19 protein-coding genes are annotated in these 22,069 nt (G+C 74.2%); 9 read left to right on the top strand and 10 right to left on the bottom strand.

Features of this window, described 5'->3' with window-relative positions; translation table 11 throughout:
• Window positions 1-141 precede the first annotated feature (141 nt).
• Window positions 142-1,377, bottom strand: coding sequence for a serine hydrolase domain-containing protein (locus ACI2LW_RS25520; protein ID WP_404733532.1), 1,236 nt, complete (start codon window positions 1,375-1,377; stop codon window positions 142-144).
• 309 nt (window positions 1,378-1,686) lie between these two features.
• On the opposite strand from ACI2LW_RS25520, the gene ACI2LW_RS25515 reads away from it, so the two are divergent.
• Window positions 1,687-3,483: a M4 family metallopeptidase gene (locus tag ACI2LW_RS25515; protein ID WP_404733531.1), complete on the top strand. Its 1,797-nt coding sequence runs from the start codon at window positions 1,687-1,689 to the stop codon at window positions 3,481-3,483.
• 146 nt (window positions 3,484-3,629) lie between these two features.
• Here the strand turns inward: ACI2LW_RS25515 and ACI2LW_RS25510 are convergent, their stop codons facing one another.
• From ACI2LW_RS25510 to ACI2LW_RS25500, 3 genes are read right to left on the bottom strand one after another with little or no spacing between them, the layout of a single operon-like run.
• On the bottom strand, window positions 3,630-3,980 hold the full coding sequence (locus ACI2LW_RS25510; RefSeq protein WP_404733530.1) for a UBP-type zinc finger domain-containing protein: 351 nt from the start codon (window positions 3,978-3,980) through the stop codon (window positions 3,630-3,632).
• Window positions 3,977-5,476 (bottom strand): ATP-binding protein, encoded by a 1,500-nt coding sequence (locus ACI2LW_RS25505; RefSeq protein ID WP_404733529.1) that lies wholly within the window; start codon window positions 5,474-5,476, stop codon window positions 3,977-3,979. Before ACI2LW_RS25505 ends, ACI2LW_RS25510 begins: the two co-directional genes overlap by 4 nt.
• Window positions 5,473-7,149: an FAD-dependent oxidoreductase gene (locus ACI2LW_RS25500; RefSeq protein ID WP_404733528.1), complete on the bottom strand. Its 1,677-nt coding sequence runs from the start codon at window positions 7,147-7,149 to the stop codon at window positions 5,473-5,475. Before ACI2LW_RS25500 ends, ACI2LW_RS25505 begins: the two co-directional genes overlap by 4 nt.
• A gap of 260 nt (window positions 7,150-7,409) precedes the next feature.
• Between ACI2LW_RS25500 and ACI2LW_RS25495 the strand changes: the two genes are divergently transcribed.
• Window positions 7,410-8,282, top strand: a complete 873-nt coding sequence (locus ACI2LW_RS25495) for a universal stress protein (RefSeq protein WP_404733527.1) — start codon at window positions 7,410-7,412, stop codon at window positions 8,280-8,282.
• Window positions 8,283-8,627: 345 nt separating this feature from the next.
• On the opposite strand, the gene ACI2LW_RS25490 is transcribed toward ACI2LW_RS25495, so the two are convergent.
• From ACI2LW_RS25490 to ACI2LW_RS25480, 3 genes are all read right to left on the bottom strand, one after another.
• A complete protein-coding gene (locus tag ACI2LW_RS25490; RefSeq protein WP_404733526.1) occupies window positions 8,628-9,857 on the bottom strand; it encodes a DUF4032 domain-containing protein in 1,230 nt (409 codons plus the stop codon).
• Between the two features lie 106 nt (window positions 9,858-9,963).
• Window positions 9,964-10,707 carry an MBL fold metallo-hydrolase gene (locus tag ACI2LW_RS25485; protein WP_404733525.1) on the bottom strand — a complete coding sequence of 248 codons (744 nt, stop codon included), beginning with the start codon at window positions 10,705-10,707 and terminating at the stop codon, window positions 9,964-9,966.
• An 82-nt stretch (window positions 10,708-10,789) separates the two neighbouring features.
• Window positions 10,790-11,422, bottom strand: a complete 633-nt coding sequence (locus ACI2LW_RS25480) for an alpha-ketoglutarate-dependent dioxygenase AlkB (protein WP_404733524.1) — start codon at window positions 11,420-11,422, stop codon at window positions 10,790-10,792.
• A 216-nt stretch (window positions 11,423-11,638) separates the two neighbouring features.
• Between ACI2LW_RS25480 and ACI2LW_RS25475 the strand changes: the two genes are divergently transcribed.
• Together ACI2LW_RS25475 and ACI2LW_RS25470 are read left to right on the top strand one after the other, a co-directional pair.
• Complete coding sequence (locus ACI2LW_RS25475; RefSeq protein ID WP_404733523.1) at window positions 11,639-12,307, top strand: TetR/AcrR family transcriptional regulator; 669 nt, start codon at window positions 11,639-11,641, stop codon at window positions 12,305-12,307.
• A 17-nt stretch (window positions 12,308-12,324) separates the two neighbouring features.
• Window positions 12,325-13,998 (top strand): FAD-binding dehydrogenase, encoded by a 1,674-nt coding sequence (locus ACI2LW_RS25470; protein WP_404733522.1) that lies wholly within the window; start codon window positions 12,325-12,327, stop codon window positions 13,996-13,998.
• Between the two features lie 129 nt (window positions 13,999-14,127).
• On the opposite strand, the gene ACI2LW_RS25465 is transcribed toward ACI2LW_RS25470, so the two are convergent.
• Window positions 14,128-14,478 (bottom strand): DUF488 domain-containing protein, encoded by a 351-nt coding sequence (locus ACI2LW_RS25465; RefSeq protein ID WP_404733521.1) that lies wholly within the window; start codon window positions 14,476-14,478, stop codon window positions 14,128-14,130.
• 294 nt (window positions 14,479-14,772) lie between these two features.
• Here ACI2LW_RS25465 and ACI2LW_RS25460 point away from each other — a divergent pair, with 294 nt between their 5' ends.
• The 5 genes from ACI2LW_RS25460 to ACI2LW_RS25440 all read left to right on the top strand — a co-directional run bounded on the left by ACI2LW_RS25460 (window position 14,773) and on the right by ACI2LW_RS25440 (window position 20,187).
• Window positions 14,773-16,155: a M1 family metallopeptidase gene (locus ACI2LW_RS25460; RefSeq protein ID WP_404733603.1), complete on the top strand. Its 1,383-nt coding sequence runs from the start codon at window positions 14,773-14,775 to the stop codon at window positions 16,153-16,155.
• A gap of 91 nt (window positions 16,156-16,246) precedes the next feature.
• Window positions 16,247-17,083, top strand: coding sequence for a L,D-transpeptidase family protein (locus tag ACI2LW_RS25455; protein WP_404733520.1), 837 nt, complete (start codon window positions 16,247-16,249; stop codon window positions 17,081-17,083).
• 18 nt (window positions 17,084-17,101) lie between these two features.
• The gene (locus ACI2LW_RS25450; protein WP_404733519.1) at window positions 17,102-17,797 is read left to right on the top strand and encodes a response regulator transcription factor; all 696 of its coding nucleotides are present in this window, start codon (window positions 17,102-17,104) and stop codon (window positions 17,795-17,797) included.
• Window positions 17,794-19,656, top strand: coding sequence for a sensor histidine kinase (locus ACI2LW_RS25445; protein WP_404733518.1), 1,863 nt, complete (start codon window positions 17,794-17,796; stop codon window positions 19,654-19,656). The genes ACI2LW_RS25450 and ACI2LW_RS25445 overlap by 4 nt, the downstream gene beginning before the upstream one ends.
• Window positions 19,657-19,734: 78 nt before the next feature.
• Entirely contained in the window at window positions 19,735-20,187 is a 453-nt protein-coding gene (locus ACI2LW_RS25440; protein ID WP_404733517.1) for a DUF6098 family protein, read from the top strand.
• Window positions 20,188-20,334: 147 nt separating this feature from the next.
• On the opposite strand, the gene ACI2LW_RS25435 is transcribed toward ACI2LW_RS25440, so the two are convergent.
• Both ACI2LW_RS25435 and ACI2LW_RS25430 read right to left on the bottom strand, forming a co-directional pair.
• Window positions 20,335-20,589, bottom strand: a complete 255-nt coding sequence (locus ACI2LW_RS25435; RefSeq protein WP_404733516.1) for a WhiB family transcriptional regulator — start codon at window positions 20,587-20,589, stop codon at window positions 20,335-20,337.
• Between the two features lie 141 nt (window positions 20,590-20,730).
• The gene (locus ACI2LW_RS25430; RefSeq protein WP_404733515.1) at window positions 20,731-21,948 is read right to left on the bottom strand and encodes a saccharopine dehydrogenase C-terminal domain-containing protein; all 1,218 of its coding nucleotides are present in this window, start codon (window positions 21,946-21,948) and stop codon (window positions 20,731-20,733) included.
• Window positions 21,949-22,069 lie beyond the last annotated feature (121 nt).

The raw sequence follows: 22,069 nt of genomic DNA, 5'->3' as shown, positions 1-22,069 counted from the left end.
GCCGGACCGGGCCGGACCGGACCGGGGTGGAGCGGACCGGACCGGACCGGGGTGGAGCGGGGCGGACGCGGCGCGGCCCGGGGCCGGCGCGCCGGCGGTTCCGGCGGGTTCGCCGGGCGGGTCACTCGGCCAGGTCGTCCGTCACTCGGCCAGGTCGTCCGTCCGTGCGGCCGGGCGCAGCCGCGTGAGCGTGCCGCGCAGCTTGGTCTGCTTGCCGCAGAACGCCGACTCCAGGGTGCGCAGCATGGTCTGGTGCACCGCGCCGTTGTTGGAGGTGTTGGCCAGGGCGCTCAGGCTGCGCCGGCCGTCCTTGCTGGTGAACGCGTAGGTGTAGAAGCCCTGCACGGCGCCCGTGTGGCCGTAGACCGAGATCCCGCACGACAGGTCCCGGCGGCGCAGTCCGAGGCCGTAGGCCTGGCCCGTGCCCGCCGGCATCCAGCGCTCCATCTGCGCCAGTTGCGCCGCCGGCAGCAGTCCGCCGCCGAGCAGCGCGGACAGGAAGGTGTTCAGGTCGCGGGTGGAGGAGATGAGGGCGCCCGCGCTCTGCGCCCAGGACGCGGTCTGGTCGGTGGCGTCCACCAGGGGGGTGCCGGCCTCGTCCGGGGTGAGATAGCCGCGGGTGTGCCGGCCGGGGATCGCCGTGGCCGGGTGGACGTAGAAGGTGTCGGTCAGCTTCAGGGGTCCGATGATGCGGTTCTGGTACTCGGTGCGCACCGCGTGGCCCGTCAGCTTCTCGATGAGCATCCCGGCGACCACGAAGTTGGTGTTGGAGTAGGCGTAGGCGGCGCCCGGGGCGTGGGTGAGCGGGTGCTTCAGGGCGCGGGTCACGAGCTGACGGTAGGTGAAGACCTTGGTGCGCACGGCCTCGAAGCCGGGGACCGTCGCGGCGAACATGTCGTAGCTGTAGTCGTACAGCCCGCTGCGGTGGCCGAGCACGTGACGCACCGTGATCCGGTCGTCGGGCAGCAGGCCCGGCAGGTAGTGGTTGACGGCGGTGTCCAGCTTCACCTTCCCCTCGGCGGCCAGTTGCAGCAGCACGACCGCGGAGAAGGTCTTGGTGACGCTGCCGATGCGGAACCGGTCGGCGGTGTCCATCGCCTCCCCGGTGACGCGGTCGGCGACGCCCTCGGTGGCCTTGTGGACCGTGGCGTGGTCGTCGTAGGAGGTGCGGTGGTCGTCGATCCGCGCCATGGCGCCCGGCGCGCCCTGGGAGAGCGCCGTGCGCAGCAGCCGGCCGAGGGCCGCGGTGTCCGGGGCGGGCAGCGCGGCGGGCGCCGCGGCGGCCGGCCGGGGCGGCGCCGCGTGTGCCGGCCCCGCCGCCAGGGCCAGCACCAGCGATCCCAGCACCGCACCGCTGCACACCGTTCGTGAGGCCATACGATCCCTCTCCCGTCTTCTCCCCGCCTCGTCCGTGCGAGATCGGTCACATCAGGGCAACGCAACCTTCTCTCATCGCGTCACATCTCCCGGGACGACACACAGTTGGTCATCCGCCGATCACTGAGTGGGGTGGATTGGCAAAGGATTGCCATGGACTGCGCGGAATGAGTCATTCGCGCTTTACATGCCCATGACTGATCCATAAGGGTTCGATACCGGGGCCCGACCAGCCCCCGTGGCCCAACTGGGCCATGTTGAGGGGCGGTTGGCGTGCCGGCCGCTTTCCGAACGAAGGATCCGTCAAGAGTGCACAGACCCCACATACGCAGTGTGGCCGTCGCCGTCGCGGTGACCACGGCCGCCACGGGCCTGGCCGGCACCGCGCTGGCCGCGCCCGACACGGGGCCGGCGAGCGTGACGGCGGCCTCCGCCGCCGCCTCGGCGCACGTCGTGGCATCCGCCCGGGCCGCCGCCTTCGCCCACGCCTCGGCCACCGGCGTCACCCGCGGGGACGAACTGCGGGCGCAGGACGTGATGCTCGACCCCGAGGGCGCGCGGCACGTCCGGTTCATACGCACCCACCAGGGCATGCCCGTCCTCGGCGGCGACCTCGTCGTCCACCTCGACCACGCGCTCGCCTACACGGGCGTCACCCGGGCCGCCGACCACACCGTCGCACCCTCCACCACCACCCCGAAGCTGACGCCCGCTCAGGCGGCGGCCAGGGCCGCCTCCGCCGCCAAGGGCGACGCGGGCGCCGCCCGGCTGGTGGTGGACGCCCGGGCCGGCGCCTCCGCCCTCGCCTACCAGGTGCGGGTCACCGGCAGCGCCACCACCGAGGCGGCCGGCTCCCGCACGGTCGTCGTCGACGCCGTCACCGGCAAGGTGCGCAGCAACACCCCCGACAGCGACGAGTTCCTCTCGCCCAAGCTGCTGGCGGCCCTGCGCGAGCGCGGCGAGACCCTGAACCCGGCCACCGGCGACGCCCCGCTGCCCTCCGGCCTCGCCGCGAAGACCCCCGCCGCGGCGGCCGCCTACCCGCGGACCGCCACCGGCTCCGGCTCATCGCTGTTCCTGGGCACGGTCTCGCTGACCACCACCCAGACCGCCCGCACCTCCTTCCAGCTCAAGGACCCGACCCGCTACGGCACCGAGACGCGGGACGCCAAGAACAAGCTGCAGGAGAACTTCGCCAAGGGCACGAAGATCACCAGCTCCACCAACAAGTGGGGCAACGGCAAGGTCACCAGCCGCAACAGCGCCGCCGTGGACGCCCAGTACGGCATCACCAAGACCCTGGACTTCTACAAGAAGACCTTCGGGCGCAAGGGGATCAGGAACAACTCCAAGGGTGCCCAGGCCATGGTGCACTTCGGTAACAAGATCGCGAACGCGTTCTGGGACCCGGCGTGCACCTGCATGCTGTACGGCGACGGCGACGGCAAGGTGTTCAAGAAGCCGCTGGTCGCCCTGGACGTCACGGGGCACGAGCTGACCCACGGGGTCGTCGAGGCGACCGCGCGGCTCGAGCCCACCTACGTGGACTCCGACGGCAACCAGTACGGCGAGCCGGGCTCGCTGAACGAGTCGCTGGCCGACATCTTCGGCTCCAACGTCGAGTTCTTCACCAACAACAAGAAGAACCCGCCGAACTACCTCATCGGCGAGAAGCTCGGCCTGTCGCAGAAGTTCCTGCGCCGCCTCGACCGCCCCTCGCTCGACAAGCTCGAGGGCACGATCGACTACTGGTCGTCCAGCACGTACTTCACCGAGGTCCACGCCGGCTCCGGCGTCTCCTCGCACGCGTACTACCTGCTCGCCGAGGGCAGCGGCAAGAAGACGATCGGCGGCGTCGCCTACAACTCGCCGACGTACCACAACCTGTCGGTCAAGGGCATCGGCCGGGCCAAGGCCACGGCGATCTTCTACCGCGCCCTGACCCGCTACATGGTCTCCACCACCGACTTCCACGACGCGCGCGTCGCGACGCTGAAGGCGGCCAAGGACCTGTACGGCGCGAGCAGCACCGCGTACAAGACGGTGGACCGGGCCTGGGCCGCGGTCAACGTCACCGCCAAGAACACCCCGGCGGCCCGCCGCTGACGGCGGCCCGCTCCCCAGGGTGAGGGGATGCCCCGCTCCGGCGGGGCATCCTCGTGCGCGGCGCGGGGTCCGGTCTCCCGCGCGGACCGGAAGGTCGGCCTCCCGCGCGGCGCGGAGGTCCGGCCTCTCCCGCGCGGACCGGCGGTTCAGCGCAGGGTGTCCGCCCAGTTCGCCGGAACCCGCCCGGCCGGGCCGGGGGCGGGCTGGTCCTCGGGGTGGGCGGCGGGCGGAGCCAGCTCGGGACCGGACGCGTACAGCTCCTCGGTCTCGTAGTTCCAGAACCAGTCCTCGCCCGGCTCGTAGCTGCGGATCACCGGATGCCCGGTGGCCCGGTAGTGCGCCGTGGCGTGCTTGGCGGGGGAGTCGTCGCAGCAGCCGACGTGGCCGCAGGTCGCGCACCGCCGCAGGTGGAACCACCAGCCGCCGGCCGCGTCGCATTCCGCGCAGCCGCTCCCGCTCGGCGGGACGCTGGGGTCGATTCCCATGTCACTGGTCATGCCGGCTCCTCGGACGGGGTGAGCGGAACGCCGCCGGCCAGGGTGCCGGCCGGCGCGCCGCCGGATTCCTGGGCGGTCAGCGGCAGCAGGACCTGGAAGCGGGTGTCGCCCGGCACCGACTCCACGCGCAGGGCGCCGTGGTGCTTGTTGACGACGATCCGCCAGGAGATGTCCAGTCCCAGCCCGGTGCCCTGGCCGACCGGCTTCGTGGTGAAGAACGGGTCGAAGATGCGGTCGCGGATCGCGGGCGGCACGCCCGGCCCGGTGTCGCGGAACTCCACCAGCAGCCGCTCGTCGTGCCGGGCCGTGCGCACCGTCAGGGTGCCCTCGCCGCCGGCGCCCCGCATGGCCGCGACCGCGTTGTCGATCAGGTTGGTCCACACCTGGTTGAGCTCGGCCGGGTAGGAGGGGATCCTCGGCAGCGTCCGGTCGTACTCCTTCACCACCCTGATCTCCGGACCGATCTTGGCCGACAGCATCATCAGCGTGCTGTCGAGGAGTTCGTGGACGTCGGTGACCTGGTAGGGGGCGCGGTCCAGCTGCGAGTACTGCTTGGCGGCGTCCACCAGCTGGGAGATACGGGTGGCGGAGTCGGCGATCTCGTCCATGAGCAGCTCGGTCTCCACCGTGTAGTTGAGCCAGCCCACGGCGTTCGGCAGGATCTCCTCGCCCACGGCGGCGGCCACCTGCTCCAGCCAGTCGGCGTCGAGCCCGGCCTGGACGAAGGCCGGCGCGAGCTGGTAGCCGGAGTCGATGCCGTGGTCCTCCAGCCAGTCGGTGAGGACGTCCTCCCGGTCGGCCGCCTCCAGCGGGCTCAGCACCGGGGCCTTGGCGACCCGCTCGGCGGTGCGGTCCTGGATGTCGATCAGGCTCGCCAGCTGCTCCGCCGAGAACGGGCTCTCGGCGATCAGGGCGAGCTTGCGCCGCATCTTCGCCACCCGCTCGCGCAGCGTGGCCGTCGCCCGCACCGCCGCCGCGGCGGGATTGTTCAGCTCGTGCGTGAGCGCGGCCGACAGCGAGCCCAGCGCGAGCAGCCGCTCCCGCTGGCCGACGACCGCCTGGGTGTTCTTCGCCCCGAAGAACAGACCTTCCAGCAGGTGCACGGCCATCGGGAACCACTCGCGCATGATGCTCGCGAAGGTGTCGGCGGGCAGCACGAAGAAACGCGTCGGCGCGGTCGCGCGCACGGAGTTGGTGTAGACCTGCCGCACCCGGTCGCCGATGTAGGCCTGCATGGCGCCCGCGTACACCCCGCGCTGCGAGGTGCGGCTGACCTCCACGTCCTCGCCGCCGACCCGGCGGAACACCGCCACCGTGCCCTCCAGCATGACGTAGAAGCAGGTGGCCGGCTCGCCCTCGGTGTAGACGGGGCCCGCCTCGAAGCTCTCCACCCGCCCCTCGCGGCACAGCCGGGCCAGCTGCTCCGGGGACAGCTTCTCGAACAGGAACAGCGAGCCGATCTCCCGCACTTCGCACGGCAGCGGCCGCCCGCTCACGACTGCTCCAGGTACCGGTGGACCAGCATCACGGCCATGGCTCCCTCTCCGACGGCGGAGGCGACCCGCTTGGCGGAGGCCGCGCGGGCGTCACCGGCCACGAACACCCCGGGGACGTTGGTCTCCAGGTGGTACGGCGGCCGGTCCAGCTCCCAGCCCGCGGGCGGCCGCCCGTCGGCGCTCAGGTCGGGACCGGCCAGGATGAACCCGCGCTCGTCGCGCAGCACCGTGCCGTCCAGCCAGTCCGTCAGCGGCGCCGCCCCGATGAACACGAACATCCACTGCGCGTCGACGCGTTCGGCCCCGCCCGTCACCGTGTCGCGCAGGGTGAGCTGCTCCAGGTGCTGTGAGCCGTGCGTGGCCTCCACCACGGTGCCGGTGCGCACCACGATGTTGGGCGCCTCCTCGATCTGCTGGATCAGGTAGTACGACATCGACGCCGACAGGGACGGCCCGCGCACCAGCAGGGTGACCGACTTCGCGCCCCTGGACAGGTACATCGCCGCCTGCCCCGCGGAGTTGGCGCCGCCGACGATGTACACGTCCTGCCCCAGACACGAGGGCGCCTCGGTCAGCGCCGAACCGTAGAACACCCCGCAGCCGGTGAGGTCCCGCGCGCCGGGCGCCTCCAGCTGCCGGTAGGACACCCCCGTCGCCAGGATCACGCTGTGCGCCGCGACCGCCGAGCCGTCGGAGAACCGCACGGTGCGGGCCGCGCCGTTGACCTCCAGGGCGGTCACCTCGCGCGCGGTGAGGATCTCCGCGCCGAACTTCGCCGCCTGGCGCCGCGCCCGGCCGGTCAGCTGGGCCCCCGAGACACCGTCCGGGAACCCGAGGTAGTTCTCGATCCGCGAGCTCTGCCCGGCCTGGCCGCCGGTCGCCGAACGCTCCACCAGCACCGTCCGCAGCCCCTCCGAGGCCCCGTACACGGCCGCGCCGAGCCCCGCCGGGCCGCCGCCGATCACCACCAGGTCGTAGAAGTCGGCGGCCGGAGTCGTCGCCAGGCCCACGCGGGCGGCCAGCTCGGCGGGCTCCGGCTCGGCCAGCGGCGTGCCGTCCGGGGTGACCACCAGCGGCAGCCGCCGGCCGTCCTGCCCGGCCGCCTGCAGCAGCCGCCGCCCCTCCGGCTCGTCGGAGGAGTACCAGCGGTAGGGGACCTGGTTGCGGGCCAGGAACTCGCGGACCTCCGAGGACCGCGCCGACCAGCGGTGGCCCACCACCTTGGTGCTCGGGACCGGGCGGTAGTCGCTGTGCCGCCACGCCTCCAGCAGGTCGTCCAGGACCGGGTAGAGCTTCTCCTCCGGCGGGTCCCAGGGCTTGAGGAGGTAGTGGTCGAGGTCCACCACGTTGATCGCGTCGATCGCCGCGCCCGTGTCCGCGTACGCCGTCAGCAGCACCCGCCGCGCGCCCGGGTACACGTCCAGGGCCTGCTCCAGGAACTCGATGCCGTTCATCCCGGGCATGCGGTAGTCGGCCAGGACGACCGCGACGAGATCGCCGCGCAGTTTCAGCTCGCGCAGCGCCTCTAGGGCGGACTCGCCGGACTCGGCGCGCACGACCCGGTACGACCGGCCGTAACGGCGCCGCAGGTCGCGGGCGACGGCGCGGGAGACCCCCGGATCGTCGTCCACGGTCAGAATGACGGTCCGCGCCGGCTCCGCGGCCTGTGCCATGTGTCTCCCACCCCGAACGGTCGGATCGGCGGCCGGCGCACCCCCGTCGTCACCACGCCGGTTCCGGCCATCGTATGTTCGATCGCCGCGGTTCGCTCGGGAAAGCACCGGAGCCCGCGGGCACCGCGCCCGCCGGGAGCCCGGCACGCCGAACTCGTGGGCGTACCGGGAGAACTCGTGGGCGTACCGGGAGGATCACGGGCAACGCGTGGGGGAGACTGGGCCCACGGACGGGATCGCCAACCTGGGAGGCAGACGGCATGACGCGCCCGATCACGGCAGGGGTGGACGGATCGGAGGAGAGCCTCGCGGCGCTCGCGTGGGCGGGGCGGGAGGCGGTGCGCCGCGGGCTGCCGCTGCGCGTGGTGCACGCCTGGCGCCCGGAGGTGCACGACGCGTTCGACGTGGGCGACCGGGACACACAGCTGCAGTGGGCGCGCGACGCGGTGGCCGCGGCCGTCCGCACCGTCACCGAACGCCATCCCGGCCTGCCGGTGACCACCGACGTGGTCGAGGAGGCGGCCGTGGAGGCGCTGGTGGCCGCCGCGGACGGCGCGGAGATGCTCGTGCTGGGCTCGCGCGGACAGGGCCCCCTCGTCGGATTCCTGGTCGGCTCCGTCGGCCAGCAGGTGATCGCGGAGGCCCGGCGGCCGGTGGTCCTGGTCCGGTCCGGCGACGAGGCCGCCGCGGAGGCCGGGGGCCGGGAGGTCGTCGTCGGCCAGCACGGCGCCCCCGAGGACAGCGCCGAGGCCCTGGGCTTCGCGTTCGAGACCGCCGCCGCCCGCGGCGCGACCGTCCGGGCGGTGCGCGCCTGGACACTGCCGCCGGTGTTCGCCTACAGCCCCGCCTCCCTCAAGCTGCTGGACGAGGCCGGCGGTCTGGAGCCGTACGAGCGCAAGGGCCTGGAGGCGGCGCTCCAGCCGTGGCGGGAGCGCTTCCCGGACGTGCCCGTCGTCGAGCACGTGGAGATGGGCAGCGCGGGCCAGGTACTGCTGGCCGCGGCCGGGCGGGCGCAGCTGCTGGTCGTGGGGCGCCGCGCACGCCGTACGGCGGTGGGCGCGCGGATCGGATCGGTCGCCGCCGGGGTGCTGCACCACGCCGGCTGCCCGGTGGCGGTGGTCCCGCACAACTGAGACCGGCGCGGCGGCCGGCCGCCCCGTGCGGGCGGGCCTGTCCGGGCTGTGCGGTGTGGCCCGTCCGGCCCGTCCGGCCCGTGCGGTGTGGCCCGTCCGGGGCCGTGCGGTGTGGCCCGGGCGCGGTCGGGGCCGTGCGGTTCGGCCCGTGCATGGTCCGTCCCGTGCGGTGTGGCCCGTGTGCGGTCGGGGCCGTGCGGTTCGTCCCGTGCATGGTCCGTCCCGTGCGGTGTGGCCCGTGTGTGGTCTGGCCCGTACGCGGTCGGGGCCCGTACGGTCCGGTCCGTGCCGCCGCCCCGCCCCGCGCGGCCGGCTCGGCGCGGAGCCGGCCGCTCCCGCGCGTGCTCAGCCGGCGGCCGGCCCGGCGGCCTCGCGGTCCCCGGGCAGGATGTTCTCGACGTAGTCCCGGACGGCGGTGTCCAGACCGATGTCGTGCTGCGCCCGCTCGGACAGGTACCAGCGGTGCTCGAGGAGCTGGTGGTACAGCTCGGCCGGGTCCATGGTGCCGCGCAGCTCGCGCGGCACCGCCCGCACGGCGGGCCGGAACACCTCGCGCACCCAGCGGTGCGCGAGCACCCCGGGGCGGGCCGCGCCGGGGCTGCCGGGCGCGTCGTCCTGAGTGGCCATCCAGCTCTCCAGGTCGTTCAGCAGCCGGCGGGCCTGGTTCTCCTCGGTGTCCAGGCCGGTCAGCCGCAGCAGCTGCCGCTGGTGGTGGCCCGCGTCGACGACCTTGGGCACGAAGGTGACGGTGTCGCCGGTGGAGGAGGACTCGATCTGCATCTCGGCCACGTCGAAGCCGAGGTCGTTCAGCCGGCGTATCCGGCGCTCTATGCAGTGGTACTTGCCCGCCGGGTAGACGGAGGTGCGGGTCAGCTCCTCCCACAGCCCCCGGTAGCGGGCGCAGATCCCGGCGCCGAACTCGACCGGGTCCACCGAGGGGTGCAGCGCGCCCGAGGCCTCCAGGTCCAGCAGTTCGCCGCTGATGTTGACCCGGGCCAGGTCCAGGTCGTACTCCCGCTGCCCGGTGCTCAGCCGCGGGTGCAGCTCGCCGGTCTCGGCGTCCACCAGGTAGGCGGCGTACGCCCCCGCGTCGCGCCGGAAGAGGGTGTTGGACAGCGAGCAGTCGCCCCAGGCGAACCCGGCCAGGTGCAGCCGCACCAGCAGCACGGCCAGGGCGTCCATCAGCCGGTGCATGGTGGCCGGGCGCAGGGTCGTCTCGAACATCGAGCGGTACGGCATCGAGCCGCCCAGGTGCCGGGTGATCAGCACCGGTTCCAGGGGCTCGCCGGACCGGTCGGTGCGCCCGGTGACCACGGCGAGCGCGTCCACCGCGGGGATGCCGAGCCGGTCCAGGTCCCGCAGCAGCTCGTACTCGCGCAGCGCCGGGCGTTCCGCCAGCTCCTTGACCGCGACGACCTCCTCGCCGGCGCGGGCGTAGCGCACCACGTGCCGGGAGATGCCGCGGGGCAGCGGCACGAGATACTCCCCGGGCCACTCCTCCAGCGGCGTCCGCCAGGGCAGTTCGAGCAGGAGCGCGGGGTGCTCCGGGTTGGTGGCGCTGATCTGCAAGGCCATGGCCGGAACTCTAGGCCCTGCGCCGCGGCGGCCGTCCGGCCCCGCGCGCGTACGGCCGTCCGGCCCCCGCGGGGCCGGCTGTCCACGGGCTCCCGGGCCGGAGGCCCTACGCCTGTTCCCGGGCCCGGCGTGCGGCCTGGGCGAGGGGGCCGCGGTGGACCGGGCCGTGCCCGGGCAGCATCACGTCCGCGTCGAGGCGCTCCAGCACGGCCAGCGAGGCCAGCGCCTGGGCGCGCTCGTGGTGGAACATGTCGGGCAGCAGCTGCGGCCCCCGCAGCCGCGAGGTCGGGTGGCCGCTGACGAGCGCGTCGCCACTGAGCACCACCCCGGCGTGCGGCAGGTGGAAGACGGTGTGGCCCCGGGTGTGGCCGGGGGTGTGCACGGGCACGGGCCGCCCCGGCAGGTCGAGCGGGCCCGCCGCCGGGAACGGCTCCGGCGCGGCGACCGGGATGTGCGCGGTGCCGCCGACGCGGACGGCGTGCACCGCCCACGGCAGCACGCCCGGCCGCCAGCCGTTGCGCAGCACCCGGCCGACGGTCACCTGGTGCAGGAACTCCCGCCGCGCGTGCGGCACTTCGCTCTCGTGCAGATGCACCGGGGTGCCATAGGTGCCGCGCAGGTACTCGGCGGAGCCCAGATGGTCGTTGTGCGCGTGGGTGATGAGCACCGCCGCCAGGGCCTCGGGCGAGGTGCCCACCGCGGCCAGCGAGTCCAGCAGCCGCTGCCGGTCGCCGGGGTAGCCGGTGTCGATCAGGGTGGCGGCGTCGCCCTCGGTGAGGATCACCCAGTTGGTGTGGGTGCCGTGCACCAGGTAGGTGCCGTCTGCGACGCGCTGCACGTAGTCCCGCATCGAACTCCTCGCTCGTCTCGACGGCTGTCCGACGCGCCCAGGGTAGCCGGACGCCCCCGGGACGGGGCCGGCGCGAGCCCGCTCAGCGCACCCCGGCCGGACGGAACTGGATGCTGATCCTCGGCCCGGCCGCCCGTGCCGTCTTGGGCACGCAGTGCTCGAAGGTGCGCTGGCAGGAGCCGCCCATGACGATCAGGTCGCCGTGCCCGAGGGGCCGCCGGACCGTGGTGCCGCCGCCCCCGGCCGGACGCAGGAGCAGGTCGCGGGGCTCACCCACCGAGAGGATCGCGACCATGGTGTTCTCCCGGGCTCCCCGCCCGATCCGGTCGCCGTGCCACGCGACGCTGTCCCGCCCGTCCCGGTAGTAGCACAGCCCGGCCGTGGTGAAGGGCTCGCCCAGCTCCTCGGCGTAGCGCGCGGTCAGCGCCTCGCGCGCCTCGTCGAGCACCGGGTGGGGCAGCGGGTCCTCCGCGCCGTAGAAGGCGAGCAGGCGCGGTACGGCGACGACGTTGTCGTACATCTGGCGGCGCTCCGCGCGCCAGGGCACCTCGGCGGCCAGCCGTTCGAACAGGTCGTCGGCGCCGCTCAGCCACCCGGGCAGCACGTCGATCCAGGCGCCGAGGCCGAGCACGGTACGGCGCAGCCCGTCCAGCGGGCCGAGCCGCAGCTCGTCGGCCTGGTCGAAGAGGGAGCCCTGGAGGTGGTGCGCGGTCATGGGCCCAGCGTACCCCTTAATCGAATGTGTGTTCTGGAAGCGATCTCGCCCGCCCGGCCGGCCGCTCGACCGCCCCGCCGCCCCACCGCCCTCCCGGCCCGGACAACGCGCGGGAGAACCGCGCACGGACCCTTCGGATACACCGGTGTATCGGATACATTCCCGTATCGAACCGCGGGCAGCGGGCAGCGGGCGTCGACCAGTGGGAGGTCCTCCATGCCGCAGGGCGACGGGGAGGGCCCCGCCAGGCGCGTCACCAGGCGCCGCGAGCGGACGCGGGCCAACCTGCTCGACGCCGCCTTCCGGGTCTTCGCGGCCAAGGGCTTCGGCCGGGTGTCGATCGAGGAGGTCTGCGAGGCCGCCGGCTACAGCAGGGGCGCCTTCTACTCCAACTTCGCCACCCTGGACGAGCTGTTCTTCGCCCTCTACCGCGAGCGGGCCGAGCAGATCGCCGGGCAGGTCGCCGGGGCGCTCGCCCTCGACGGGCCGGACCTCGACGTACCCGCCGCGGTGGACCGGGTCACCGAGGCCCTCCTGCTCGACCTGGACTGGCTCCTGGTCAAGACGGACTTCCTGGTGCACGCCGCCCGCGACCGGGCCGTGGCCCGGACCCTGCTGGAGCACCGGGCGCGGCTGCGCGGCGCGATCGCGGACCGGCTGGCCCGCGCCCGCGGCCACACCGCGCTGCCCGCCGTCCTCGGCGACGCCGAAGGGGCCGCCCACGCGGTCGTCGCCGCCTACGACGGCGTCACCACCCAGCTGCTGCTGGACCGGGACGTCGACGCCGCCCGCGCCTGGCTCAGACAGCTGCTCACCGCGCTGCTCACCGGCGGCGGCACCCCCGAAGCGCGCATACGCGCACCACGAGAAGACCGAGAGAACTGAGGAAGGAGACGGTCGCCATGGACGCGGACGTCATCGTCGTCGGAGCCGGGCTCGCGGGCCTGGTCGCGGCGCACGAGCTGACCAGCCGGGGCCGCAGGGTCGCCCTCGTCGACCAGGAGAACGCCGCGAACCTCGGCGGTCAGGCGTACTGGTCCTTCGGCGGGCTGTTCCTCGTCGACTCCCCGGAACAGCGGCGCCTGGGCATCAAGGACTCCTTCGACCTGGCCTGGACCGACTGGCAGGGCAGCGCGCGGTTCGACCGGCTGGACGACGAGGACTCCTGGGCGGTGCGCTGGGCCCGCGCCTACGTCGAGTGGGCGGCGGGGGAGAAGCGGTCGTGGCTGGCCGGCCACGGCATCCAGCTGCTGCCCACGGTCGGCTGGGCCGAGCGCGGCGACCTCAGGGCGGACGGCCACGGCAACTCCGTGCCCCGCTTCCACATCGCCTGGGGCACCGGCACGGGCGTCGTCGAACCCTTCGCGAAGTACGCCCAGCAGGCCGCGCGCGACGGCCTGCTCACCTTCCACCACCGCCACCGGGTGGACGAACTCGTCGTCGAGGGCGGCTCGGCACGCGGGGTGCGCGGCACCGTCCTGGCCGACGACGACGCGCCGCGCGGCGAGCCCTCCGGCAGGGAGGCCGTCGGGGAGTTCGAGCTGACCGCCCAGGCGGTGATCGTCACCAGCGGCGGCATCGGCGCGAACCACGACATCGTCCGCCGCCACTGGCCCGAGAGGCTCGGCACGCCCCCGGCGCGGATGGTCACCGGCGTCCCCGCCTACGTCGACGGCCGGATGCTCGACATCAGCGCGGAGGCGGGCGTACGGCTGGTCAACCGCGACCGCATGTGGCACTACACCGAGGGCATCCAGAACTGGAACCCGATCTGGCCCGGCCACGGCATCCGCATCCTGCCCGGCCCCTCCTCGCTCTGGCTCGACGCCCTCGGCCGCCGGCTGCCCGACCCCTGCCTGCCCGGCTACGACACCCTGAGCACCCTCAGGCACCTGCGCACCACCGAGGACATCGCCGGGTACGACCACTCCTGGTTCCTGCTGACCCGCAGGATCGTCGAGAAGGAGTTCGCCCTCTCGGGGTCCGAGCAGAACCCCGACATCACCGCCAAGGACCGCCGGGCGGTGCTGCGCGACCGGCTGCTCGGCCGGGGCGCCCCCGGACCCGTGCGGGACTTCCTGCGCCACGGCGCGGACTTCGTGGTCGCGGACACCCTCGAGGAACTCGTCGGCAAAATGAACGCGCTGACCGACAAGCCGCTCCTGGACCCCGGCGAGATACGGCGCCAGGTCGAGGCCCGCGACCTGCAGATCGCCAACCCCTACAGCAAGGACGCCCAGGTCCAGGGCATCCGCAACGCCCGCCGCTACATCGGCGACCGCCTCGGCCGGGTCGCCGTCCCGCACCGACTGCTGGACCCGCAGGCCGGTCCGCTGATCGGCGTCAAGCTGCACGTCCTCACCCGCAAGACGCTCGGCGGCATCCAGACCGACCTGGACTCCCGGGCGCTCGGCGCCGACGGGCGCCCGGTCGACGGCCTCTACGCGGCCGGCGAGGTGGCCGGCTTCGGCGGCGGCGGGGTCCACGGCTACAACGCGCTGGAGGGCACCTTCCTCGGCGGCTGCCTGTTCTCGGGCCGCGCGGCCGGCCGGTCGGCGGCACGGCAGACGGCCTGACGACGGAGCGACGGGGCCCCGCCTCCCGGCTCCCGGCCGAAGCCGGGGGCGGGCTCCCAGGCGGCCCGCAAGCCCCGCGGGACGGGCACGCCCCGCCGGCCGGCCGTGCGGCTGGGGCGTCGGGGTTCCTCAGGCCCGCAGCAGGGCGGCCAGCACCGCCGCGTGGCTGTCCTCCGGCGTCCTCGACGCGGTCAGCAGCGTCACCGGGCCCCGGCGCGACAACTCCTGGAGACGTTCCAGGTGTTCGGCCGCCTCCGGCGTGGCCAGTTCCGCCTCGTAACGGCGCCGGAACTCGTCGTGGGAGCCCCCGCCCGCGTGGTACCAGCGACGCAGCTCGGTGGACGGCGTGACCGCCTTCGGCCACTCGTCCACCCGGGCGGCCGCCTTGGAGACGCCGCGCGGCCAGAGCCGGTCGACCAGCACGCGCACGCCGTTCCCGGGCTCGGGCGGATCGTAGACACGGCGCACACGCACGCTCACGGTGGAGCCCTCCTCGGGGACGGCCGGACGGCGGCCGGGGCGCGGCCGCTCCTGGACGGAGCCTACCGCCGGACAACGGGACAGGGCGGCGCGCGGGCACAGGGCACGGCACGACTTGACCGGAAGGAGGGCCAATCCGCGGGCGGCCGACCTTAGTCTGGGGCCTTGATCACCGCCGTCCCCGGAACAGTACGCTCCGGGCCCCAACTCCCAAGCCCCCCAGCCCGAGGAGAGCATGTGAGGTCCCTTACCGAGCGGCCGGCCGCGACGCGGTCCACGGCCCGTGGAGCCGTCCTGCGGCGCGAGGCCGTCGTCGCCACCGTCCCCGTCGCCGTCGCGGCGCTGCTGGCGGCCGCGGGCCCGGCGACGGCCGGCACCACCGGCGCGGCCGGCGCCGGCGACCCCTACTTCCCGCTCGCCGGCAACGGCGGCTACCACGTCTCCCACTACGGCCTCACCCTGGACTACGACCCGAAGAGCCGGCACCTGGACGGCACCGCGGTGCTCACCGCCCGCGCCACCCAGCGGCTGACCCGGTTCGACCTCGACCTCAAGGGCCTGAAGGTCACCGGCGTCACCGTCGACCACGTCAAGGCCGCCCACCGCCGCGACGGCCAGGAACTCGTGGTGACCCCGCGCACCGCCCTGCGCAAGGGCCGGACGTTCCGCGTCACCGTCACCTACAACGGCACCCCCGCCCCGGTCACCGACCCCGACGGCTCGCCCGACGGCTGGATCCCCACCGACGACGGGGCCTTCGTCGCCGGGGAACCGCAGGGCGCGATGACCTGGTTCCCGGCGGACAACCACCCGGTGGACAAGTCCGCCTACGACTTCTCCCTCACCGTGCCCGAAGGGCACACCGCGGTCGCCAACGGCGTCTACCTCGGCAAGCGCACCGCGCACGGCCGCACCACCTTCCGCTGGCGGCAGGCGGAGCCGATGGCCGCGTACCTCGCCACCGTCACCGTGGGCAGGTTCAGAATCGAGCAGTACACCACCCGCGACGGCATCAAGGTCTACAACGCGGTCGACCCGCGCGAGGCGGCCGAGGCGGCGCCCGTGCTCAAGAAGCTGCCGTCGGTGCTGGAGTGGGAGAGCCGGCTGTTCGGGCCGTACCCCTACCGCGCCGCCGGATCGATCGTCGACCACGCGCCGGACGTCGGCTACGCGCTGGAGACCCAGACCCGGCCGCTGTACGACTCGGCGCCGAGCCTGAGCACCCTGGTCCACGAGAGCGCCCACCAGTGGTTCGGCGACTCCGTCTCGGTGACCCGCTGGAAGGACATCTGGCTCAACGAGGGCTTCGCCACCTACGCCGAGTGGCTGTACACCGAGCAGCACGGCGGCCGCAGCGCGCAGCAGGCGTTCGACGCCCTCTACGCCCGCCCCGCGAGCGACGCCCTGTGGGCCTTCCCGCCCGCCGACCCCGGCAGCGGCGAGAACATCTTCGGCACCCCCGTCTACGCCCGCGGCGCCATGACGCTGCACGAGCTGCGCAGGGCCGTGGGCGACCGGACGTTCTTCCGGATCCTGCGCGCCTGGGCCTCCGCGCACCGTTACGGCCACGGCACCACGGCCCGCTTCACCGCCCTGGCCGAACGCGAGTCCGGCAAGGACCTGGACGGCCTGTTCCACACCTGGCTCCACACCAAGGGCAAGCCCCGCAGCGCCTGACGGTACGGCCCTGAAGGGTTGCTGACGCGGCGCCCGAAGGACGTGGCCCGGACCTGACGAGTTCCTCATACGCGTCGGCCATGGTCGAGGCATGATCGCTCGCGCTGTCAGGGCCGCTGCCCTGCTCACCGTCCCCCTGCTGCTCAGCGGATGCGGCGGCGGGACCGTGGCCGTACCGGACTCCCCGCCCGGAACGGCCACGGACCGCGCCGCCGGAGCGGCCGCGGACCGCGCCGCCGGAGCGGCCGCGGACGGCACGCCCGCACCGGACGCGGAACGTGCCCTCGGAACCGCCGCCGGGGCGGGCTCTCCCGCGGCCGGGGCCGGGGGAGCGGCGGATCCCGGGCGCATACCCGGCCTGGGTCCGCGCACCCGCGCGGCGATCCCGGAGCGCTCCACGCAAGTCCTCGTCGTCACCGGGAAGGACGGACACGCACCGTATTCCACCGCGGTGCTCCACGAGCGCACCGGCACCGGCTGGCGGGCCGGCGCGCACTGGCCCGCGCACAACGCGCTCAGGGGCTGGACCACCCACCACACGGCCGGCGACCTGCGCTCGCCCATCGGCGTGTGGGGCCTGAGCGACGCGGGCGGCCTGAAACCCGACCCCGGTACCCGGCTGCCGTACCACCGCTCGAAGGCGTTCACCTCGCCCGGCACCGGATTCGAGGGCGAGCCGCTCACCGGGTCCTTCGACTACGTGATCGCCATCGACTACAACCGGCGCCCGGGCACCTCCCCGCTGGACTGGACCCGCCCGCTGGGAGCGGGCCGGGGCGGCGGCATCTGGCTGCACGTGGACCACGGCGGACCCACGCACGGCTGCGTCAGCCTCGCCGAACCGCACATGAGGCGACTGCTGGCGACCCTCGACCCGGACCGGCACCCGGTCGTCGTCATGGGCGACGCGGCCTCGCTGGCCCGCTGACCGCTTAGGATCCGCCCCGTGTGCGCATACGTACTGGTCGCCGAGGACGACGAGATGCAGGCCGAACTCATACGCCGCTCGCTGCTCGCGGAGGGCCACACCGCCACCGTGGTCCACGACGGGCGAGCCGCCCTGGACGCGGTCCACGAGCAGCGGCCGGACCTCGTGCTCCTGGACCTGATGCTGCCGGTGGTCGACGGGTTCGGGGTGTGCCGGGAGCTGCGCCGGGACAACGATGTCCCGGTGCTGATGCTGACGGCCCGCTCCACCGAGGACGACGTCCTGCTCGGCCTGGAACTCGGCGCCGACGACTACATGACCAAGCCGTACAGCCCGCGCGAGCTGATGGCGCGCATCCGCACCGTGCTGCGCCGCAGCGGCCGGGCCGCGGACCGGGGACAGGACCCCGCGGTGCGCGCGGGGGGCATCACCGTCGACCCGGTGCGGCACGAGGTCCGCTGCGAGGGACGGCCGGTGGAGTGCACCCCGGCCGAGTTCGAGATCCTGCTCGCCATGGCGGGCGAGCCCGACCGGGTCTTCACCCGGCGGCAGCTGCTGCACTGCACCCGCGGCCTGGACCGGGCCTCGACCGAACGCGCCGTCGACGTGCACATCATGAACCTGCGCAAGAAGCTGGAGGCCGACCCGCGCCGGCCCGTCCGGCTGCTGACCGTCTTCGGCGTCGGCTACAAGCTCAGCGGCGGCCGGGCGTGAAGGGCGCCACCGGCGGGCGGATACCGCTGCGCAAGCGGCTGCTGGTCCGGCTGCTGATCGCCTCCGCGGTCATCGCCGTGTGCTCGGTGGCGGCGACGGCCTGGCTCGCGGTGGAGACCACCACCCGCGCCCTGCGCGAGGAGCAGGGCCAGGACCTCGCCGACGACATGGCCATCCTCGCCCGGCTCAGCGGCTGGGCCGCCACCCACCCCGACTGGAAGGGCGTGGAGGGCACCGTGCGCGCCCTGGCCGCGCGCACCGGCCGCCGGATCGCGCTGACCACCCCCGACCGGACCGTGATCGCCGACTCGGCGCCGCACGGCAGCCCGCTGCCCCTGGGCGCCGCCGCCACCGTCGACCCGCTCCACACCGACACCTACACCCAGCCCGGCGCGCGGCTCAGCGGCATCGACCCGCGGGCGACCGGCCCCTACCGGCTGCCCGCCGCCGAACGCGACCGGCTTCAGCTGCTCGCCGAGAAACGGCAGGCGTGCTTCGAGCACTACCGCGTGCACACCACGATCACCCGGGCGCCGACCGGCCGCCCGGTCCTGATCGGCGCCGACGGCACCGACACCGAACCCGAGGTGCCCGAGGAGTGCGCCGACGGAGCCCTCAACACGCCGACGCCCACCGAGCGCAAGGCCCTCGACGCGCTGACCCGGCGGGCCCGCCCCTGCCTCGGCGCGTCGGGCCTGGAGCAGGACTTCCCGCTCTTCCTGACCTTCGACTCCGCCGGCCGCGCCGTCCCCAGCCCCTCGGTCCTGGCCAAGTTCGCCCGGCCCGGGGACACCGAGGCGGTGCGCACGGCCGAGCGCTGCACCGAGGACGCGCGCCGCGTCCAGCTCGACCCCTACGTCGCACCCGTCGCCGAGCTCTTCCTGGGCGGCGGCGACACCGCCGTGCCCCGCTTCGACATGTCCCCGGCCAACAAGGCCAAGGTCGTCGGCGCCGCCGGCGCGGTCCTCGCGGTGACCGTGGCGGTGAGCGCGGTGGTGGCCCTGCGCCTGGTACGGCCGCTGCGGGCGCTCACCGAGGCGGCGCGGCAGCCACCCGAACGGCACGTCAGGGTGCCCGTCACCACACGGGACGAGACCGGGCTGCTGGCCGTGGCGTTCAACGCGCTGACCGAGCGGCGCGAACGGCTCGAGGCCCAGCGCAAGGCCATGGTCAGCGACATCGCGCACGAGCTGCGCAGCCCGCTGACGAACATCCGCGGCTGGCTGGAGGTGGCCCGCGACGGCGTCGTCGACCCCGACCCGGCCCTGCTGGCGTCCCTGCACGACGAGGCACTGGTCCTCCAGCGCGTCATCGACGACCTCCAGGACCTGGCGGCGGCGGACGCCGGCACCCTGCGCGTGCACCCGGAGCCCATCGGCGCCGGCGAACTGCTCGACCAGGTGGCCGCCGCGCACCGCGTGGCGGCGGCCACGGCCGGCGTCACCCTGCGCACCGAGGCGGGCGACGGCGGCCGGCTGGACGCCGACCCGGTGCGCATGCGGCAGGCGCTGGGCAACCTGGTCTCCAACGCGCTGCGCCACACGCCGGCCGGCGGTACCGTCACCCTCGCCGCGCGCCGGGACGGCGGCGCGGTCGTCCTCGAGGTGGCCGACACCGGCACCGGCATAGCCGAGGCGGACCTGCCGCACGTCTTCGACCGGTTCTGGCGCGCGGAGAAGTCCCGCAGCCGCCGCACCGGCGGCAGCGGTCTGGGCCTGGCCATCGTGCGGCACCTCGTCGCCGCGCACGGCGGGACGGCCACCGCCGCGAGCGAACCCGGCAGGGGCAGCGTCTTCACGCTGCGTCTGCCCGCCGGCCCGGGCCCCGGGGACGAGGCCGGAGACCAGCGGAAGGAGTGATTCCGTTCATGGCCGGCCCGGTGATTCCGGGGGCCGCCCGCGGGTACCCCGAGCGCCTGAGGTACCAGGGAGATCCACATGAGCGCTTCGGACGACCTGCGCGTCGTGCACACACTCGCCGAACTCGCCGCCCTCGTGGAGCGGCACCGGGGCCTGTACGTTCGCTGGTCGCACGGCCCCGCCACCGACCTCGGCGGCGCCGGTTCCAGCACCGACGAGCTCACCGGCGTGAAGATGCCGGGGCTCTCGGCGAACCCGCTCGGCGTGGAGCAGTGGTGGGAGGACAGGTCCGTGGAGCTGTGGGTGGCGCGCCGGCTCTACGACTACGCGCACCTGCCGCACGACAAGGGCCCCGGTGTGCGCCCCTGGGTCCTCAAGGGCCGCGAGACGGGCCGTGGCCCCGACAACGAGCCGCTGGTCACCGAGGTGGAACCGCTGCGCTGGATCGACTCGCGGGTCATCGAGCAGGCGCGGTCGGAGGTGGCCCGGCAGGAGGCGGAGTGGGGCACCATGCGCCGCTCCGGCGGCTGACGGTCCGTCGCCGCCGCCCACGGCCGGAGCGTTCCGCCGCGCACGGCAGCTTCCGCAGCGCATGGCAGCTTCCGCCGCGCGCGGCAGCGGTCCGTGGCGCGTGGCCCACGGACCGCTGCCGTGCGGGCGTCCCGCCGCCCGGCCGCCCTACCCGTAACGGCGGCGGGCCGCGGCGCGGCGCCGCTTGAGCGCCCGCCGTTCCGTCTCGCTGGTGCCGCCCCACACGCCTGTCGCCTGGTCCGTCTCCATCGCCCACTCCAGGCAGTCCTCCCGCACGGGGCAGCGCCGGCAGACCGCCTTGGCCTGCTCGGTCTGCAGCAGCGCCGGTCCGCTGGTGCCGATCGGGAAGAAGAGGTCGGGGTCCTCGTGGCGGCACGCGGCGTGGTTTCGCCAGTTGTCCATGGAAGAAGTCACCTGCGCTCGAAGTCGTCCGTGCCCTGACAAGTACGTACTCGCCTTCGGGTCACCGCGGGACGCGCGGATGAAACAGCCCGTGTCGGACAGCGGCCAATTTTCGCACGATGCGCACAAGTCGGCACCGGCTCACTGCTCGCGCATGCCCCACGGGGAGCCGTACGCCGTCAGCAGGTCCAGGAAGGGCCGGGCGGGGAAGGCCTCGGGGCCGAGCACGCCCGCTCCGGTCCAGGCGCCGGTGGCCACGAGCTCCAGCGCGACGACCGGGTTGACCGCCGTCTGCCACACCACCGCCTGGCATCCGTACTCGGCCATGGACCACTGGTTGTCGACCACGTGGTACAGGTACACCTCGCGCGGCGCGCCGTCCCGGGTGCCGCGCACCCAGGTGCCCGCGCAGGTCCTCCCGCGCATCCGCTCGCCCAGCGCCGCCGGGTCGGGCAGGCACGCGGCCACCACGTCGCGGGGGGAGACGGCCACCGGTCCGTCCGGGCCCGGCACGGTGACCGGGTCGGTGCGGTCCAGGCCCAGCCGGTGCAGCGTCCTGAGCGTGTCGATGAACTCCCGGCCCAGGCCGTACTTGAACGTGACGCGGCGCGCGTCGACCCAGCGCGGGACCAGCAGCACCTCCTCGTGCTCCACGTTCACGCACTCCACCTCGCCGATGCCCTCGGGGAAGTCGAACACCTCCGGCTCGCTGAACGGCTCGGTGGTGAACCAGCCGCGGCCGGCCTCGTAGACGACGGGCGGGTTGAGGCACTCCTCGATGGTGGTCCAGATGCTGAAGGAGGGGGCGAAGTCGTACCCGTCCACCGTGAGGTTCGCGCCGTCGCGGACGCCGATCTCCTCGATCTCGTCGAACAGTTCGTCGGCGGCGTGCCGGGCGAACACGTCGGACAGCCCGGGCTCCACCCCCATGCCGACCAGGGCCAGCGCGCCGGCCCTCTCCCACTCCTCGGCCTGTGCGAACTGCTCGTCGCCGAGCCGGACGCCGCACTCCTCGTACGGCCGCTCCGGGTGCGGCCGGGACAGGGACATCGCCATGTCGAGGTAGTGGGCGCCGGCGGTACGGGCCGCGCGGAACAGCGGCATGACGAAGCGCGGATCGGTGGCGTTCAGCAGGACGTCGCAGCGGTGCCGGGCGAGCAGCGCGGCCACCGCCGCCTCGTCGCCCGCGTCGACGCGTTCGGCGAGGAAGCGGCCGTCGCCGTCCAGGGCGGCGACGGCGGCCTCGGCCCGCGCCGGGTCGAAGTCGGCGACGACCATCGCCTCGAAGAAGTCACGGCGGGCCGCGATCCGGGTGATCGCCGTCCCCACGCCACCGGCGCCCACGAGCAGTACACGCATGACGGGAAGTCCCTCTCGGTTCTCGGGTCGGGAAAAAGTCTCGGAGTCGAGGCGCGCCCTCGGGCGAGATACAACGCCCGCCGGGGGCGTAAGGTCAATGGCGTTGGCATAAGGGCCGAGG

The organism is Streptomyces sp. NPDC004065 (genome assembly GCF_044903565.1).
Classification (GTDB): Bacteria; Actinomycetota; Actinomycetes; order Streptomycetales; family Streptomycetaceae; genus Streptomyces.
The sequence above is the reverse complement of the archived record's forward strand: the minus strand, read 5'-3'. Positions and strand labels throughout refer to the sequence as shown.

Bases quoted from the DNA above. Each gene is read 5' to 3' on its own strand.
- ACI2LW_RS25520 (WP_404733532.1), bottom strand. From the start codon at position 1,377: ATGGCCTCACGAACGGTGTGCAGCGGTGCGGTGCTGGGATCGCTGGTG.
- ACI2LW_RS25470 (WP_404733522.1), top strand. From the start codon at position 12,325: ATGGACGCGGACGTCATCGTCGTCGGAGCCGGGCTCGCGGGCCTGGTC.
- ACI2LW_RS25435 (WP_404733516.1), bottom strand. From the start codon at position 20,589: ATGGACAACTGGCGAAACCACGCCGCGTGCCGCCACGAGGACCCCGAC.
- ACI2LW_RS25490 (WP_404733526.1), bottom strand. From the start codon at position 9,857: ATGGCCTTGCAGATCAGCGCCACCAACCCGGAGCACCCCGCGCTCCTG.
- ACI2LW_RS25455 (WP_404733520.1), top strand. From the start codon at position 16,247: ATGATCGCTCGCGCTGTCAGGGCCGCTGCCCTGCTCACCGTCCCCCTG.
- ACI2LW_RS25480 (WP_404733524.1), bottom strand. From the start codon at position 11,422: ATGACCGCGCACCACCTCCAGGGCTCCCTCTTCGACCAGGCCGACGAG.
- ACI2LW_RS25430 (WP_404733515.1), bottom strand. From the start codon at position 21,948: ATGCGTGTACTGCTCGTGGGCGCCGGTGGCGTGGGGACGGCGATCACC.
- ACI2LW_RS25500 (WP_404733528.1), bottom strand. From the start codon at position 7,149: ATGGCACAGGCCGCGGAGCCGGCGCGGACCGTCATTCTGACCGTGGAC.
- ACI2LW_RS25440 (WP_404733517.1), top strand. From the start codon at position 19,735: ATGAGCGCTTCGGACGACCTGCGCGTCGTGCACACACTCGCCGAACTC.
- ACI2LW_RS25475 (WP_404733523.1), top strand. From the start codon at position 11,639: ATGCCGCAGGGCGACGGGGAGGGCCCCGCCAGGCGCGTCACCAGGCGC.
- ACI2LW_RS25495 (WP_404733527.1), top strand. From the start codon at position 7,410: ATGACGCGCCCGATCACGGCAGGGGTGGACGGATCGGAGGAGAGCCTC.
- ACI2LW_RS25485 (WP_404733525.1), bottom strand. From the start codon at position 10,707: ATGCGGGACTACGTGCAGCGCGTCGCAGACGGCACCTACCTGGTGCAC.
- ACI2LW_RS25510 (WP_404733530.1), bottom strand. From the start codon at position 3,980: ATGACCAGTGACATGGGAATCGACCCCAGCGTCCCGCCGAGCGGGAGC.